Source organism: Marinobacterium sp. xm-g-48, assembly GCF_013282925.1.
Lineage (GTDB): Bacteria > Pseudomonadota > Gammaproteobacteria > Pseudomonadales > Balneatricaceae > Marinobacterium_E.
In genome coordinates this window covers 167,331-181,951 of record NZ_WBYQ01000001.1, presented here as the reverse complement: position 1 = coordinate 181,951, position 14,621 = coordinate 167,331, and the positions used below count along the sequence as shown (strand labels likewise).

The window sequence follows — 14,621 nt, the reverse complement described above, 5'->3', positions numbered from 1 at the left end:
GGCGTAGGTGTCAGTCAGATCCATCCGGCTCGGCATTGGTGTTTGCTTTTTTACCCAACAAGCTGCTGGAAACGAAAAGTAAGGCACCGAGGACAATTGCAATATCAGCCAGGTTGAAGGCCGGCCAATGCCAGTCTCGCCAATAGAAATCAAAGGAATCCACAACATAGCCGCGAAAGACCCGGTCAATCAGGTTGCCCATGGCGCCACCGAGGATAAGACTGTAAGCGATGGCTTCTCCTTTATGACGATTTTCAAGGATCAGCTTGATCAGAAAAATCGTGACCACTACCGCGATTCCGATAAAAAAGTAGCGCTGCCAGCCTCCACCATTCGCAAAAAGACTGAATGCGGCACCGGTGTTCCATAGGTGCACCCAGTTAAAGAACGGGGTCACCGAAACATACTCGCCATAGGCCATTGATTGCTGCACCAGCCACTTTACAGCCTGATCAGACGCTGCCAGCAGGCCCGATATGGACAATAGGGCATACGGCGAGAGCTTTTTGCCAATAATGAGCATTATTTAACCCTTCAACGCCAAAATGCGTCTGGCACCGTTAAGTACAATGCCCCCCGCGATGGTGCCGATAATCAGATCCGGATAATTGGAACCGGTCCACGCGACCAGGGCGCCGGCGGTGATGACCCCCAGGTTGATCACCACGTCGTTGGCCGAGAATATCCAGCTTGCCTTCATGTGCGCCCCGCCTTCCCGATGTTTGGATATGAGCAGCAGACAACTGGTATTGGCAATCAATGCGACGAATGCGATAGCCATCATCACCAGCGATTCAGGCTCACTACCGAATACAAAGCGTCTCACCACCTCTACGAGCACGCCCACAGCCAAGATCAGTTGCAGTACACCAGCAAGATGCGCGGCACGTACCTGCATTTTCACGCTATGTCCAACCGCATAAAGGGCAAGCCCGTACACCGCCGCATCGGCAAAATTGTCCAGGGATTCTCCAATCAGGCCGGTGGACCGGGCGATCAGACCGGCAGTCATTTCCACCACGAACAGAAGTGCATTGATGCCGAGCAACCAGCGCAGGGTCCCGGATTCTTGCTTAGCAGAAGCTGCCGAAAACTCGGCGGCCTTGATGGTCTCCGGATTTGCAGCGACGGTTTCCTGAAGCGAGGCGCCTAGCCCCAAGGTCTTCAGTTTCGAGGTAACGGGCTCGACCTCGCCGTCATGCACGACCTTCAGCCGGCGGTTCGACAAGTCGAAGGACAGCGCCCGAATCTCCTCAAAGCCGTTCAGGGCTAGGCGAATCATTCGTTCTTCTGATGGACAGTCCATCTTCGGCACGGCATAAACACTGACCCATCTCCCTGGCGCCTCGGAGGAGGCCTGTATATCGGTATCCGCTGCGGACGTTGCATCACCGCCACAGGCGCCACCACAGGATTTGCTCATGATACGACTCCACTTGAACAATGTTGTGGTACCATTTAAAACTATAAAGCTACTATAAGGTCAATAGAGTAAAGAATCCGTTGGGGAGGAGGCTGATGCGCATTGGTCAGTTGGCGCAGTTGGTAGGGGTCGAAACACAGACGATCCGCTTCTATGAACAGCAGGGCTTGTTGCCGCCGCCTGATCGGCAGGACAACGGTTACCGTGTCTATACCGAGAAGCATGGTGAGGGGCTGGCCTTCATCCGTCGCTGCAGAATCCTGGGCCTGTCACTGGCTGAGATTCACGAACTACAGAGCTATCAGGACGACCCTCATCAGCCTTGTACCGCCGTCAACACCTTGCTCGATGATCACATCTCTCATGTGCGGTCGCAGATAACCGCTCTGCAAGCGCTTGAGAAACAACTCGTTTCACTGAGAGCGAGTTGCAACGATGATCGGGAAGTTGAGGCGTGTGGGGTTCTTGCTGGAATTAGCGAAGGAAGCATGCACCAGCAGTAGGTGAAGCATCAACCAGATAATCCGATGAGATGCCGGTCTGTCTCACTCTCATGCAAAGGTAAGATCAACCATTTAATCCGCTTACCCGTTAAAACGTGCTGATTTGGTCGTTTGGATGGGGCCGGAATTAGAGAAAAGTGTTGCGGATGTTTTGACTCCTGAAACAAAGAACTACGAAATGTTAAGTGATACAGATTTCAAAGTTCTCCCATCACGTAAATCAGATGATTTACGCGACCCGTATATGTGGCTTGATGTTCGAAATGCCGAAGTTTTTATTGATGCCCTCTATACACAAATTGAAGCTATTGACCCCAAAAATAAACAAATATTCATGAAAAATCGGGATGCCTTGAAGTATAAAGTTGCGGCATTAGACCGTAAGTTTGAATTTGGTTTCAGAGGTATCGCTGCAGGTATCTCCTGGATGTATCATGACACTCAACAATATTTTGAACAATCTTACGCTTTTAAAACTCGTGGCTTTTTATCTGAAAAACCGGCGGAGGATGCACTAACAGAAAACTTATTTAAAATGAGGGCTGCGCTAAGTGATCTAGATAAGATATGTTTCTTCACTGAAGAAGGTTTAACTGAGAAAAACCTGTCTCTTGCAGTCATTAAAGATCAGGTCAAAGTAGAAAAACTAAAATCTTTCGGTTTAAGCTTTCCTGCTGGACCCGAGTTATATGTTGATTTGATGCAATATAACTATGACACCATTGCGAATTGCTATGCTTCGATCGGTGCAAAATATTCTGGCCCTCAGGCATCAAAGCTAAAAACTCAAAACTAAAAAAACACCTTCATAGCCATATTCAACCTGCTTCAATTCCTCCACATAAACAGAAGAAAGTTAATGTGCGAGATCAAGCATTTGAAGACAAAATTTTATGGCTTTTCCTTTTTTAATTCTATTGGAAAAAATATCATGAAAACCTTCTTAGCAATAATCGGGTTACTCTTATTTTCTACGGTTTCGTATGCTGGAAATTTGGAATGGGAAGCCAAAGAAAAGTCAAACGAACGAACCATCGGTGGCAGATGGATGATGAGTAATCATTTTAATGAGTTTGTTACAGATGCAGATTACTTTGGCAAATTTCAGATTATCTTCTTCGGGTACACTTTTTGCCCTGATGTTTGCCCGACATCCCTTTCAAATATTGCAGAAGCCATGGACGAGTTGGAAGGTATGAAAGAAGAATTTCAGCCCCTCTTTATCTCAGTCGATCCGGAACGTGACACGCCAACAGTTCTACGTGAATATGTCAGAAATTTCCATCCTTCGATCATAGGTTTGACAGGGCCAGCCAATCTCATCAAACGAACAGCAGATCTGTTTAAAGTTAAATATTCCAAAGTTCCTGCAAGTGACGAAAAAGATGAACATTATCTAATCGATCATTCAGCGGGGGTCTATTTTATGAGCCCCGGCGGGCGTTTTATCCGCAAGTTTGCTCATGGTCTTCCAGGCAAAGATATGGCAAAACGCATAAAAGAAATTATTGCAGAAAGTAAGGGGCAGTGACGCCCCTTACTTTCTTGCCTTATTTATTCTCACGAAGGATCACGCTGGAAACTAATAAAGATACTGTGCCGACTGTAATGAATATATCTGCACCGTTAAATACAGGCCAATAGAATGAACCCGCATAGAGACTCAAAAAATCGGTAACGGCATTATCGTGAAAACGATCAATGATATTGCCAATAGAGCCCCCAATAATGAGCGTAAGACCAATAACTTCATATAGGTGCTTGGTACGCCAAAGCCATACGATCAAAAGAATCGTTACACATGTTGTCAGAAGAGATAATAGTTTTGGCCCCCAAGGTCCAATCTCTCCGAACATGCCAAAGCTGATGCCGTAATTGAAAACAAGTACGAGGTCAAAAAAAGGCAGCACAGAAAATCTTTGTGGCGGATCCATAACAACTGACGCAACAAGCCACTTCGATGCTATGTCAATGACAACTAAAAGGAAAACCGCCTCAATTGCATAAATGAATTTAACGATTGGTTTGTCCAAGATTCTAGCTTCAGCTTTTTCCATATGTATCACTTGAAATACTGAGCTTACTCATTTTGTATTTAAAATGAGACTTAAGCTTATATTCTACTAAGAGGTTATTCTTTGCCTGTTCAAATCCCTCCAATTCTTCTCCTTGAAGAACATGACGAGATGGTAATTTAACGGTAAATGGATTGATTTGTTTACCACGATAAATAACCTCATAATGAAGATTAGGCCCACTGGTTAGCCCTGTGGTTCCAACATATCCAATTATGTCTCCCTGCTGAACGCGGCTACCTACTGCAAGGTTTTCATCATATTTGTTGAGATGAGCATAGGCGGTGGCATAATCGTTGTTATGATTGATACGAATATATTTCCCAAAACTACCATTTCTTTTACGAGCTGTTACAACACCATCACCTGAAGCAAAAATCGGCGTTCCAATTGGTGCTGCGAAATCTAACCCTTTATGCATTCGCGCATATGCCAAAACCGGGTGCTTACGTTTACCATACAACGAGGATAAGCGACCTCCTCCTACTGGGGTTTTTAACAAACTGGTGTCAATACTTTTGCCATCAGCATCAAAAAAACCAGAGTATCCATCATCAGTCTCGTATCTGAAGTAGCTAACCTCTCGTTCATTCAAGGACATTGAAACATACATAAGCCTGCCGGGGTGCGTCCCGCCGTATTCTTTGTCATCGTAGCTCTCGTAGCCAAGTATAAAACCATCCCCTTTATTGATATCACGTTGAAAATCAATGGCGTGGCTAAGAGTAGAAAATGTGTCCATTAAAATAGAATTTGGAACACGTTCTTTTTTTGCAGATGCATAAAAGCTGTTTTTGATTTTACCAGAGGCAAATACCAATTCAGAGCTATGTTCAATCTTTTGCAATGTGGTTTCAAATTGATCTTGTTTTGTCTTGTGGGCAACGACAAGGCGATCTGTACTGGCAACCACTACCAATTTCTCGAGATTGAAGGCTGCTCCTCCATCATCAGTTTCTTGCAAACTCAGCTCTATTCTCTGGCCTGGTTTAAGTTTCCGTAGATTAATAACATCCTTTAAACTTTCACTGACCGCATTGATCTGGGTCTTCAATATATTTTCTGCAGCCAGGGCATCAAGTAGATTGCTTCCGGGTTGCAAAGATATATTTACTTTGATATTTGGCTCTTCGGTGGCTTTCTCTATTGTTTGACGAAGGTCCGATTGTACTGCTTCATTTGTTTGTTCTTTTGTTGATGCAATTTTGGGTGGCTCAATTTGAGGCGTTTTGTCACGCTCGATAATTGGATTATTGCTGAGCCATATTGTAAGAACGACAGCACTTATTCCGCACATACTGATAAGCGTTTTTTTTGAGAAAATTAGCATTAAGTTAGACCTGTTTCCCTATGGGCTTTCTGGGAAGGGTATGGCAATAGGAATAAAGGGAAAATAAGGGGTGATAACACCCCTTAAAAAGTGTCGTTATCAGAAAATTGTTTCCAATACCTTTGTTAAGATGAAGCCTTTACTTCCTCTGCGACCAATTCTTCCAATTCAGCTACACCAAACTTTGGCAAGGGTTTTCCATTCACAAAGAAGGTCGGCGTTTTACTAACGCCTGCAGCTTGAACATCCTGAGCAGAAGTGGCCAAGATCGCATGAATATCTGGAAGGTTTTTGTCGATTTTTGCTTTATCTATATCAAGTCCTAAACCTTCAACCATTGCCCATACACTTGCAGCCGGACGACCATGCGGAGCCCATCTTGGCTGAGTTTCATAAAGGCGTTTCAGCGTTTTGGTAAATGCTCCTTGAACTCGTGCAGCTTCCAAAAGGCGAATGGCTTCTTCGGATGGTCCATGGAAGGCAACATATCGCAATACCAATCGGACTTTGCCTTTGTGCTTCTTCATAATATCTTTAACGATTGGATAGAAGGCACGACACGCTTCACAAGCAGGATCAAAGAACTCAACAATTGTTACCGGAGCATCATCGGGGCCGTATGTTGGTGCAAATGGGCGTAAAAGAGGCCCGTCTTCTGACATCTTCTGAGCAGGGCCGCCGGATGGTTTGTAAAAAAGAACACCACCTGTAAAGAGAGCCAAAGCTCCAGCTGCTGTTGTTGCGATGAGAGCACGTCTATTCATGTTGCGTCCTTTTTAAATGGAATTGTTAGTAATCCGAAAATGGTGAGGAAAGTTAAAAGCGATAAATATGGCAGTGGTAAGATACCAAAAAGAATTTGTCCTTCGCCAGAACAGGATGGACCTGTTTGTGAGCATGGCTGAACTTCGGCAGGCACAATTCCGGCAAAAACTAGACTGTGCCAAGCTGCAATCAATAGCCCAATGACGACAAGCGGAAGCGCATATTTTCGCCCTGACGCATCACCTGTATAACAGGCAACCCCAAGAATAATCGCTAACGGAAACATCGCTATACGTTGGTACCAACACAAAAGGCAGGGCGTTTTACCTAATATTTCCCCAATAAACAGAGCACTTAATGTTGCTGTCAGGGCAATAACCCAAGAAAGATAGAGGGCATTCATTTGTTTTTTAGGAACAGCTATTTCTGACATATTTTTGTCTCTTCTTCGCATGAAGGGATGCTTCGCATTTCATTCAGGGATTGGATAACAATCTGCGTTGCAGACCACAAGAATAATCCAGCCATAACACCAGCCACGACCAGATCGGGCCATGCTGAGCCCGTATAGAAAACCAGAACGGCAGCAATTAACACGGCGATATTGCCGATGGCATCATTGCGACTACACAACCAGACAGAACGAACATTGGCATCGCCATCTTTATAACGAACAAGGATAAGAACGCTCGCCATGTTTGCAGCTAATGCTAAAAATCCAATCGCTCCCATGATTGGTGCTTGTGGCACACCTAGAACAAACACTTGATAGACTGTTGAACCAAACACCCAAAAGCCCATCAAAGCGAGACTAATGCCTTTTAAAAGGGCTGCGGTGGATCGCACTTTCAATGACATGCCGATCACGTACAAACTGATACCGTAAGTAACGGAGTCCCCGAAGAAATCCAACGCATCAGCTTTCAAAGATTGAGATCCCGCGATTGATCCTGCAATCATCTCAACAATAAACATGATGGCGTTTATAAAAAAAACAATCCACAGTGCTGTGCGAAACCCATTTGAGGTTCCATCAAACTTTGTTTCGTGGTTGCAGCATCCAGCTGACATTTTAAACTCCATATTTTTCTATGAATTTTCTTATAAAAAATCTAACATCTACAGGAACTATAGGTTCAAGGGAAAAATGAACATGGCTGAAAAAACAATTGGCAGAGTTGCGAAAGCTACAGGCTGTAAGGTGCAAACCATTCGATATTATGAACAAATTGGTCTTCTTCCAGAGCCAAGACGCTCAGAAGGTAATCAGCGCTTGTATACCGAAGACACGGTCAAACGACTTACTTTTATTCGACATGCGAGAGATTTGGGGTTTCCACTACAAGCGATCAGGAATTTGTTGAAACTATCTGATAGCCCCGACAAACCTTGTTATGAAGCTGATGAAATTGTCATTTCACAACTCGCAGATATTAACAAACGCATCCGGGAATTGACCGATCTAAAGACCGAAATGGAACGAATGTTGGACCATTGCAAAGGGGGGCCAATGTCAGATTGCCGAGTTATTGAAGTTCTCTACGATCATAGCCTGTGTGAAACTCAACACACAGAATAGAAAGTCCGTTTTTGGCTAAATTCGGCTGTTTCTGTTGTAGTTTGCTAATTTCCGCTTTGCCACAAACAACAGAAATAACTCTTCAGAACAAATTGTCACGCCCTGATACAGGTTATTTCAACCTATAACGCCCTATAACAACCTAAAACAATGTATTACAATTTAAAACAATGTGCGCGGAACTAGTGCAAACCTCAACATAAGCGTTGCAAACCTATTTTAAGGTGATTCATCTAACATCTAACCTGATACATTTGCCCCCAATTTACGGTATTTTTTCCTATGCTTGATGTATTATATATCCATAAAGGTTAAGCAAGCCATGGCGTCTACATTACATTCCAGACACCGCTTGCGAGGGGATTTCACACCCCGTCGACCCCAGTATAATTTATAGCAAGATAAATTCCTTTCGATGACATCTTAAAACCTGCATCCGAAATTATTTTTCACTTATTTTCATAAAACTATTGCGCACTCTATGCTGTTTACATATGTAACAGCTATAAGCCCAAGACACCGCCTTAGCCTTTCCATGCAAACAAAGTTTACGGGGCTAGGTACCGGGTATCTTGAACATTATTTTCCGAGCAAGATTTAATCTGACGAATGTCATCTCTAAATCTGGCTCACTTAAAGAAAGAATATAACATGAACATATAATTTAAGGAGTTTAATCATAATGCATTACAGAGAAAGGGACCGTTTAAGTAAACAAAACATAGAAACCATCGAAACAGAACTCATGATGAAAGAACCAGAGTTCTGCCAATCATTAGCCTGCAAAATGAACAAGAAGCATATCGACCAGGTGGAATATGCAGCAGCATTGTTTAATCGTGCTGTTGATATTGCAGTCCAGAAATTCGACACAGCCGAAGGCAACCAGCACTTAGCGGACTACCTCATTCATTTAAGTCGTTCCGTCCGTGAAGACAGCGAACAAGTTTTCAGCCTTGTCTATCATTATGAAAACTATCTTTCATCACGAAAGGTCAATCGAGTTATCCCTGTTGGCGGTAATTCTGTTGAAGTCGAACTTTAAGGAACCTGCAATATGGGTTCCCCTATATCTCGCGACTTCGTAATTTCCTTTAGACTAAACGGCGAGGAAATTGCCAAGATTGATAAAGTCCGAGACGGCACAAACAGAACAAGAAACGATTACAGCAGAAGCATTATTCAAGGTCATCTAAACCTGGAAATATCGGAACCAGTCAAACCTGTCAGGCTTCCACCCAGAAAGATGCCAACTTATGACAGACAGCAGCTTTCACAGATTTTAGGACAGCTTGGTAAGATTGGTTCCAACATCAATCAGATTGCCAGACATTCAAACGTTACCAGAAACGCACCTGTTAATTTTAAACTGAATGCAATCCAGGCTGACCTACATGCCATTAGAGATGATGTTTCAAATGCCCTTTATCCGAATGGGAGGGCAAGCTGATGGTGCCTTCGGAGAAATGGGTGTAATTGGGTGTATTAATGGTTTTGAATTGTTGACCGGTTAGCTGATATACCCTATGTTCACCTCGAGCTGGGAGCGCTGCTTAATTTTACAGAGCGTTGAGCGATTGCCTCACCCAGCTTACCGAATTTTGATGCGCCGCAAAATGAAACTTAGATCCTGAAATCTGGATGTAAGCTTCTCCAGTGCTCAATCAGATGGGCTTTGTGCTTCTCATTCATCGGTAGATTCTTCAGCGCGGGTGTCCACTGGCTCCTCGCTCGATCCATAACGTCGGCAAGATGGGGCTTGATAGCCCGCCAAGGAATTCCTGATTTTTCAGCCCAAGCCTGGAAATTCATATACGAGACCTGATACCAGTCTTTCGTCTTTCCTAGGTTCAACGCAAAATTGCGTTCACCCTCGATATACACGCTCGTCGTAAGGATATCGTAGGCTGGGGACAATCTAGGCGTCACTTGGTCGGTGTACAGCAGACTCCAGTTCTTCAGATGCGCATCGCCATTCGCCAACAGAATATTGACCAGCAAGCGCCGAGCAAACTGCTGCGTATCCGCCAAAGGATCTCCTGAAAATTGATACAGTATGCGGCCTATCTGTTCGTAATTGGCAGAGTCATACTTTTCATGAGGATACTTCACCAGCACCTGAGCGAAATCTTCCATGTGAATCCTCGACACGCTCTCGCTTAAAGAAATGGCTTCACGGTCGAATCGTTTGATTGCAAACGCGTAGCGCTCATCTGGCAGGTTTATCGGCGGTAGGTTGTCTAACTTATCCAACTCAACTAACTGAATCTCTGGTATCTCAACCCCCACCAGAGTGGCCAAGGCCATTGCGGTGTACTCATTGAGCGGCACATCTTTATGTTTGGTAGACGGTGTCTTAATAATCCAGTCGCCTAAAGCGTCTGCCGTTGAGAGGTTGTATCGACCATCCTTAGCCTTCATCGAAAACTTCATCTGGACGCCGGCTAGAGAGAATTTATTTTCAGGCGATAGCTTCTGGAAGCCAACCAGATTCAGGTCTTTGTAGCTCCTACCATTTAGCGCTTCCAATACGGAATCAGGAACCTCGCCCGGGGACAGAGGACTTGCGACAATCGCGCCTGGAAGGTCTTGACCTAAATATGAAAATATTTGGAACTCATTATCTTGATGTACCTTCAGGCCCTGCGCAATGAGCTCTCGAAGCGAGCCTTCAGGGAGTAAGTTTGAGAGTGTCGGATGCAGCCTTTGATTTCGTGTCCACGGCTCAGACATCAGTTTGGATGACAATGGAAATTTCGGATGGGTCGTCAGACTGAAGGTTGGCCGACGGCTGTCGCCTCGGAACTCATCGAGAAATGTAAGTATGTTTCGGCCACTCTGAAAACCTGCCAAATAGCCTACAAGCCGACCATGCAGTGTGAGTTTGATGACACTGACGTTCTCGCCCATGAGTTACACTCTCACTCCTCAGGATCCAGAAGCCCTTTCCATGGGTCATCCGATAAGGTTCGCTCAGGTTTTACCGCTTCTCGACTTTCTGAACTCTCTAACACATCCAAGACCGCTCCAAGCTTCTCATTTGGGATCAACATGATTTCGCTGTTCAGGCCTTTCGCGACTAACTCCAGGGTATCTAGCCTGGGGTTTCCCTTCGACTCAAGGCGCTGATATTGCTGGCGGGATACCCCTATGCGCAGCATCATATCGTTTTGCTTTAGCCCCATTTCGAGCCGTCGATGCTTTAATTGCTGAAGTAGATCGCCCATTACAAGTAAACTCATATATTGCCTAATTTCAATAAGCATCATATTAGTTGCACATAAAATCGAAAGCAACATAAATGACGCTTTCGTGCCATATTAGACAAAATTCAAAGAAATGAAACTTATATGTTGCTTATCATAGCTAGGCAACCTAAACGCCCTCTGAAAACAGGTGCATATTTCGACGATATCGGTAATGGCTTTCAAATGGCGCGATTCAAAATAATCGTGACATTTTTTGGCGCGATTGGTGTCACAATCAATTGCCGGGCATTAATGAGAGGCGCTCCACCAGGCCGTCCTAGTGCTTATCCTCATTATCAACCGCCGCGTCCAGCGGGGAGGCTTCATTGCTTGCGCAGATCCACCTCAATTACAAAGCGGGTCTTCGCTGGCTAGGCTTGCCTGCTATCTGAAAAGAGCAGGACAATTTGAGCATCACAGCGAATCTAGTCGGGATTCTAATCCCCTGACTCTTGTGCCTGACGATCTGGCTCATCCACGGCGTTTAAACTTTTCTGGCGAGGAGTCTTCACTGTATCTGCCCACTTGTAGTAAGCAATCCGCGTTTCCGTCATAAAATCAGTAAAATCTCTGAGACTCATTCGATACCGGAGCAGCAGATACAGAGCTTCAATCAAGGCGATTCGATCATCGATGACCCAGCCGGGTGTTTGTTCGACCGGTTGCTCAAAATAGGGCTCCTCTAAATTAATGGCGTAGTCTCGTTTGAGAGCGGCAAGGACAAGCCCATCCATCAAATCGTCATCGATATCTATATTCACTAACCACTCCTGAAATCATTTTGACCTCGTCTATAGACGCTCAACGCAGAGGGAATAGCAAGGAGATTAATGCCAAACGGACGCGGGTTCGAATCCTGTTTTTGAGTTCGAATTCAAATCACCAAACAGAGCCCTCAGCAACACCCAAGCAACTGTATATGTATACATATTTATAATTTATTTATCCAGAATAATCAGCGGTTTACAAAACGCATCAAGCGCTGATATCATGCGGTTTGGTGCAGGGTTACGCCACCTCCACCAAACAAAATTAAAAAGGGCCACCCCGAAGGGAGTGGCCCTTTTTAATTTTTGTGGCGGGTTACAGAGCCCGCGGAGCGGGTTCGACAAAATTGCAGGAGGCCAATTTTGGACTGACTTTAGTCAGGTCCGAAGGACCGAGGGCCAAGGATGGCCCGAGTCCAACCCGTCACTTACTTTAAAGCCACAATCGGCTTACCCGAATCACAAAACTACAAGGATATAGTTTTGGACAACACAAAGTGTTGCCCCAAAGGGGTGAAGGCCAAGGATGGCCCGAGTCACACCCGCCACACATTCCCATAAAAATCCCGCCCCACCACCAAAATCCTCAACTACACTTAATCCAGACTCACCCACCCAAAGGGAACATCATGGATAAATTCATCACCCCGTTAATCACCCTCATCTTCGTTACATCAGGCAGTGCTAAGCTGCTGGGTCTGGAGTTTGAATTAGAAGCTTTTGATCGCTGGGGTTACCCGCTCTGGCTTATGTATTTCACCGGTGTCGTCGAAGTGATCGGAGGCTTAGTTATTTGGGTTAAGCAGCTTCGATTCATCACATCAGTAGGGCTCAACTGCGTGATGATAGGTGCCATGGCCACTCATCTGTTGAATGCTGAATGGCCGATGCTAGGCGTTGCAACGGTTATTCTAATCCTAACCCTTATCAACACTTGGCGTTTTAAGAAGGATATCAAGCCAGCCTAAAGACAGCATCTTGAGCAGTGACTGTTCTGAGGTTAGGCTAGTTACCATTAGAATCAAAAAGGGTAAAACACGATGGCTAAAGGTTACTGGATGGCTCATGTCGATATTTCAGACCCAGAGGGTTATAAGCTCTATCAGGCCGCTAATGCGGAGCCATTTAAACAGTATGGCGCTAAGTTTTTAGTCCGTGCAGGCGATAACCAACAGGTTGAGGGGAGCGTGCGATCACGTCATGTGATCATTGAGTTTCCGAGTTACCAACAGGCGTTGGATTGCTACCACTCCTCTGGCTACCAAAATGCTAAAGCTCTTCGTGAACATGCCGGTATTGCTGATCTAGTGGTTGTCGAGGGCTACGAAGGCCCCCAACCTGGGGAGTAGGTATTTACACCTTCTCCATCGGCCTACCTGGCTCACTCCAACGCACATGGTATTTGCCATCCGTGCGATCTGTTCGCTCGAATGTATGCGCACCAAAGTAATCACGTTGCCCTTGCAGTAGGTTGGCAGGCAGCACCTCGGTTCGGAATGAGTCGTAGTAACCCAGGGCAGAGCTGATCGCCCCAGCAGGGATACCCGCCAGTGCTGATTGCGCAACAATCGTGCGCCAATTATGTTGATGTTTAGCCAACTTTTCAGAGAAAAACGGATCCATTAGCAGGCTTGGCAGATCCTTATTGCGCTGAAACGCTGCTGAGATCGGCTGAAGAAACGCTGCACGAATAATACACCCAGCACGCCAAATTCTTGAGATGGCGGATAAATCGAGCGCCCAACCCTGCTCTTTTGCGGCCATCTGCATCAGATGATAACCCTGCGCGTAGGCACAAATTTTTGCACAATAGAGTGCATCATGTAGCTGTTCAATTAACTGCTCTTTTGGCGTTTCTAGGGTGTACTCCATTGGCCCAGGCAGAACTTTAGACGCTTCAACGCGAATCGATTTAAGGGTGGATAGTGAGCGAGCAAAGACTGCATTGGTCAGCGTTGGTGCAGGAGCGCCCAGTTGAAGCGCGCTAACCGCGGTCCATAAACCGGTACCCTTTTGACCCGCTTTATCAAGAATGACATCGACCAACGGCAGGCCGGTAAACTGATCCTCTTGATCCAGAACTTCAGCACTGATTTCGATCAGGTAGGAGTGCAGTGGGCCACGACTCCATTCTCGGAATACACAAGCGATCTCAGAGGGCGCCATCTGCATGGCGTACCGCATGAAGTGGTAGACCTCACAGATCAACTGCATATCAGCGTACTCAATGCCGTTGTGAACCATTTTTACGTAGTGGCCTGCACCAGAATCGCCAATGTACGTTGCACAAGGCTCGCCCTCAGTAACAGGATTACCGGGCTCTCGACGCTCAATAGGAAGTCCTGTGGTTGCATCCACTTTCGCTGCGATCGCTTCCATAACAGGGCGTAAACGTGACCAAGCTTTTTGATCACCCGATGGCATCAAAGAAGGGCCAAAGCGTGCACCGACTTCACCACCCGATACCGCAGTAGAGAAGAAGGTAAAGTGCTCTTTATAGTTCACTTCACGATCACGTGTGTCGGTCCAGAGTGAGTTTCCGGTATCCACAACGATATCGTCGACATCAACGCCTGCATCAATCAGCTGACGGCAGACTGCATCGACAGGATCACCTGCTGGGACAGAGACAAAAATGGTTCTTGGTGATGGCAAAGCCGCTAACAGTTCACCGAGCGAGGAACAGGCTTGAATCGGTTGAGGGCGATCCGGAACTTCAGCAGCTGCTTGAGCGATCGCGTCATCTACTTTGTTGGCATCCAGGTCAAAGGCTGCAATTTGGTAACCATTATCAACGAGGTTGAGCACCAAGTTTTTACCCATAACGCCAAGCCCAATAAAACCGATCATCTCTCTATCTGCCACTACCTAAGCCCCAAAAAAGTTGTTTATCTGAACCACGCTATTCTAACGTTTTTCAAGCTTGAAAAC

17 protein-coding genes and 1 pseudogene are annotated in these 14,621 nt (G+C 45.6%); 7 read left to right on the top strand and 11 right to left on the bottom strand.

Annotation, left to right across the window (positions count from 1 at the left end; genetic code table 11):
- Window positions 1-10 precede the first annotated feature (10 nt).
- Complete coding sequence (lspA, locus tag XMG48_RS00905) at window positions 11-523, bottom strand: signal peptidase II (RefSeq protein ID WP_173480186.1); 513 nt, start codon at window positions 521-523, stop codon at window positions 11-13.
- A gap of 3 nt (window positions 524-526) precedes the next feature.
- Window positions 527-1,423 (bottom strand): cation transporter, encoded by an 897-nt coding sequence (locus tag XMG48_RS00900; protein ID WP_004364974.1) that lies wholly within the window; start codon window positions 1,421-1,423, stop codon window positions 527-529.
- A 95-nt stretch (window positions 1,424-1,518) separates the two neighbouring features.
- Between XMG48_RS00900 and cadR the strand changes: the two genes are divergently transcribed.
- The 3 genes and pseudogenes from cadR (at window position 1,519) to XMG48_RS00885 (ending at window position 3,457) form a co-directional block, all read left to right on the top strand.
- Window positions 1,519-1,926 (top strand): Cd(II)/Pb(II)-responsive transcriptional regulator, encoded by a 408-nt coding sequence (gene cadR / locus XMG48_RS00895; RefSeq protein ID WP_173480737.1) that lies wholly within the window; start codon window positions 1,519-1,521, stop codon window positions 1,924-1,926.
- A 100-nt stretch (window positions 1,927-2,026) separates the two neighbouring features.
- Window positions 2,027-2,722: pseudogene (locus XMG48_RS00890) on the top strand (metal ABC transporter solute-binding protein, Zn/Mn family); the annotation flags it as partial.
- Window positions 2,723-2,785: 63 nt separating this feature from the next.
- A complete protein-coding gene (locus XMG48_RS00885) occupies window positions 2,786-3,457 on the top strand; it encodes an SCO family protein (RefSeq protein WP_173480184.1) in 672 nt (223 codons plus the stop codon).
- A gap of 19 nt (window positions 3,458-3,476) precedes the next feature.
- Here XMG48_RS00885 and lspA (XMG48_RS00880) read toward each other — a convergent pair whose 3' ends face one another.
- The 5 genes from lspA (XMG48_RS00880) to XMG48_RS00860 form a co-directional block, all read right to left on the bottom strand.
- Window positions 3,477-3,983 (bottom strand): signal peptidase II, encoded by a 507-nt coding sequence (gene lspA / locus XMG48_RS00880; RefSeq protein WP_173480183.1) that lies wholly within the window; start codon window positions 3,981-3,983, stop codon window positions 3,477-3,479.
- Entirely contained in the window at window positions 3,970-5,331 is a 1,362-nt protein-coding gene (locus tag XMG48_RS00875; RefSeq protein WP_173480182.1) for a M23 family metallopeptidase, read from the bottom strand. The genes lspA (XMG48_RS00880) and XMG48_RS00875 overlap by 14 nt, the downstream gene beginning before the upstream one ends.
- A gap of 125 nt (window positions 5,332-5,456) precedes the next feature.
- Complete coding sequence (locus tag XMG48_RS00870; protein WP_173480181.1) at window positions 5,457-6,095, bottom strand: thioredoxin domain-containing protein; 639 nt, start codon at window positions 6,093-6,095, stop codon at window positions 5,457-5,459.
- Complete coding sequence (locus tag XMG48_RS00865) at window positions 6,092-6,529, bottom strand: disulfide bond formation protein B (RefSeq protein WP_217361971.1); 438 nt, start codon at window positions 6,527-6,529, stop codon at window positions 6,092-6,094. The genes XMG48_RS00870 and XMG48_RS00865 overlap by 4 nt, the downstream gene beginning before the upstream one ends.
- Entirely contained in the window at window positions 6,517-7,167 is a 651-nt protein-coding gene (locus tag XMG48_RS00860) for a cation transporter (RefSeq protein WP_173480180.1), read from the bottom strand. The genes XMG48_RS00865 and XMG48_RS00860 overlap by 13 nt, the downstream gene beginning before the upstream one ends.
- A gap of 82 nt (window positions 7,168-7,249) precedes the next feature.
- Between XMG48_RS00860 and XMG48_RS00855 the strand changes: the two genes are divergently transcribed.
- Window positions 7,250-7,675 carry a helix-turn-helix domain-containing protein gene (locus XMG48_RS00855; RefSeq protein WP_217361970.1) on the top strand — a complete coding sequence of 142 codons (426 nt, stop codon included), beginning with the start codon at window positions 7,250-7,252 and terminating at the stop codon, window positions 7,673-7,675.
- Window positions 7,676-8,357: 682 nt separating this feature from the next.
- The gene (locus XMG48_RS00850; protein ID WP_173480178.1) at window positions 8,358-8,720 is read left to right on the top strand and encodes a hypothetical protein; all 363 of its coding nucleotides are present in this window, start codon (window positions 8,358-8,360) and stop codon (window positions 8,718-8,720) included.
- 578 nt (window positions 8,721-9,298) lie between these two features.
- Here the strand turns inward: XMG48_RS00850 and XMG48_RS00840 are convergent.
- The 3 genes from XMG48_RS00840 to XMG48_RS00830 all read right to left on the bottom strand — a co-directional run bounded on the left by XMG48_RS00840 (window position 9,299) and on the right by XMG48_RS00830 (window position 11,684).
- Window positions 9,299-10,585: a type II toxin-antitoxin system HipA family toxin gene (locus tag XMG48_RS00840; RefSeq protein WP_173480176.1), complete on the bottom strand. Its 1,287-nt coding sequence runs from the start codon at window positions 10,583-10,585 to the stop codon at window positions 9,299-9,301.
- Window positions 10,586-10,596: 11 nt separating this feature from the next.
- Window positions 10,597-10,902, bottom strand: coding sequence for a helix-turn-helix transcriptional regulator (locus XMG48_RS00835; protein WP_173480175.1), 306 nt, complete (start codon window positions 10,900-10,902; stop codon window positions 10,597-10,599).
- Window positions 10,903-11,360: 458 nt separating this feature from the next.
- Window positions 11,361-11,684, bottom strand: a complete 324-nt coding sequence (locus XMG48_RS00830; protein ID WP_173480174.1) for a hypothetical protein — start codon at window positions 11,682-11,684, stop codon at window positions 11,361-11,363.
- A 635-nt stretch (window positions 11,685-12,319) separates the two neighbouring features.
- Here XMG48_RS00830 and XMG48_RS00825 point away from each other — a divergent pair.
- Window positions 12,320-12,658 carry a DoxX family protein gene (locus XMG48_RS00825; protein WP_173480173.1) on the top strand — a complete coding sequence of 113 codons (339 nt, stop codon included), beginning with the start codon at window positions 12,320-12,322 and terminating at the stop codon, window positions 12,656-12,658.
- Between the two features lie 72 nt (window positions 12,659-12,730).
- The gene (locus XMG48_RS00820) at window positions 12,731-13,039 is read left to right on the top strand and encodes a DUF1330 domain-containing protein (protein WP_173480172.1); all 309 of its coding nucleotides are present in this window, start codon (window positions 12,731-12,733) and stop codon (window positions 13,037-13,039) included.
- A gap of 4 nt (window positions 13,040-13,043) precedes the next feature.
- On the opposite strand, the gene gndA is transcribed toward XMG48_RS00820, so the two are convergent.
- Window positions 13,044-14,555, bottom strand: coding sequence for an NADP-dependent phosphogluconate dehydrogenase (gene gndA / locus XMG48_RS00815; protein WP_371731423.1), 1,512 nt, complete (start codon window positions 14,553-14,555; stop codon window positions 13,044-13,046).
- Window positions 14,556-14,621 lie beyond the last annotated feature (66 nt).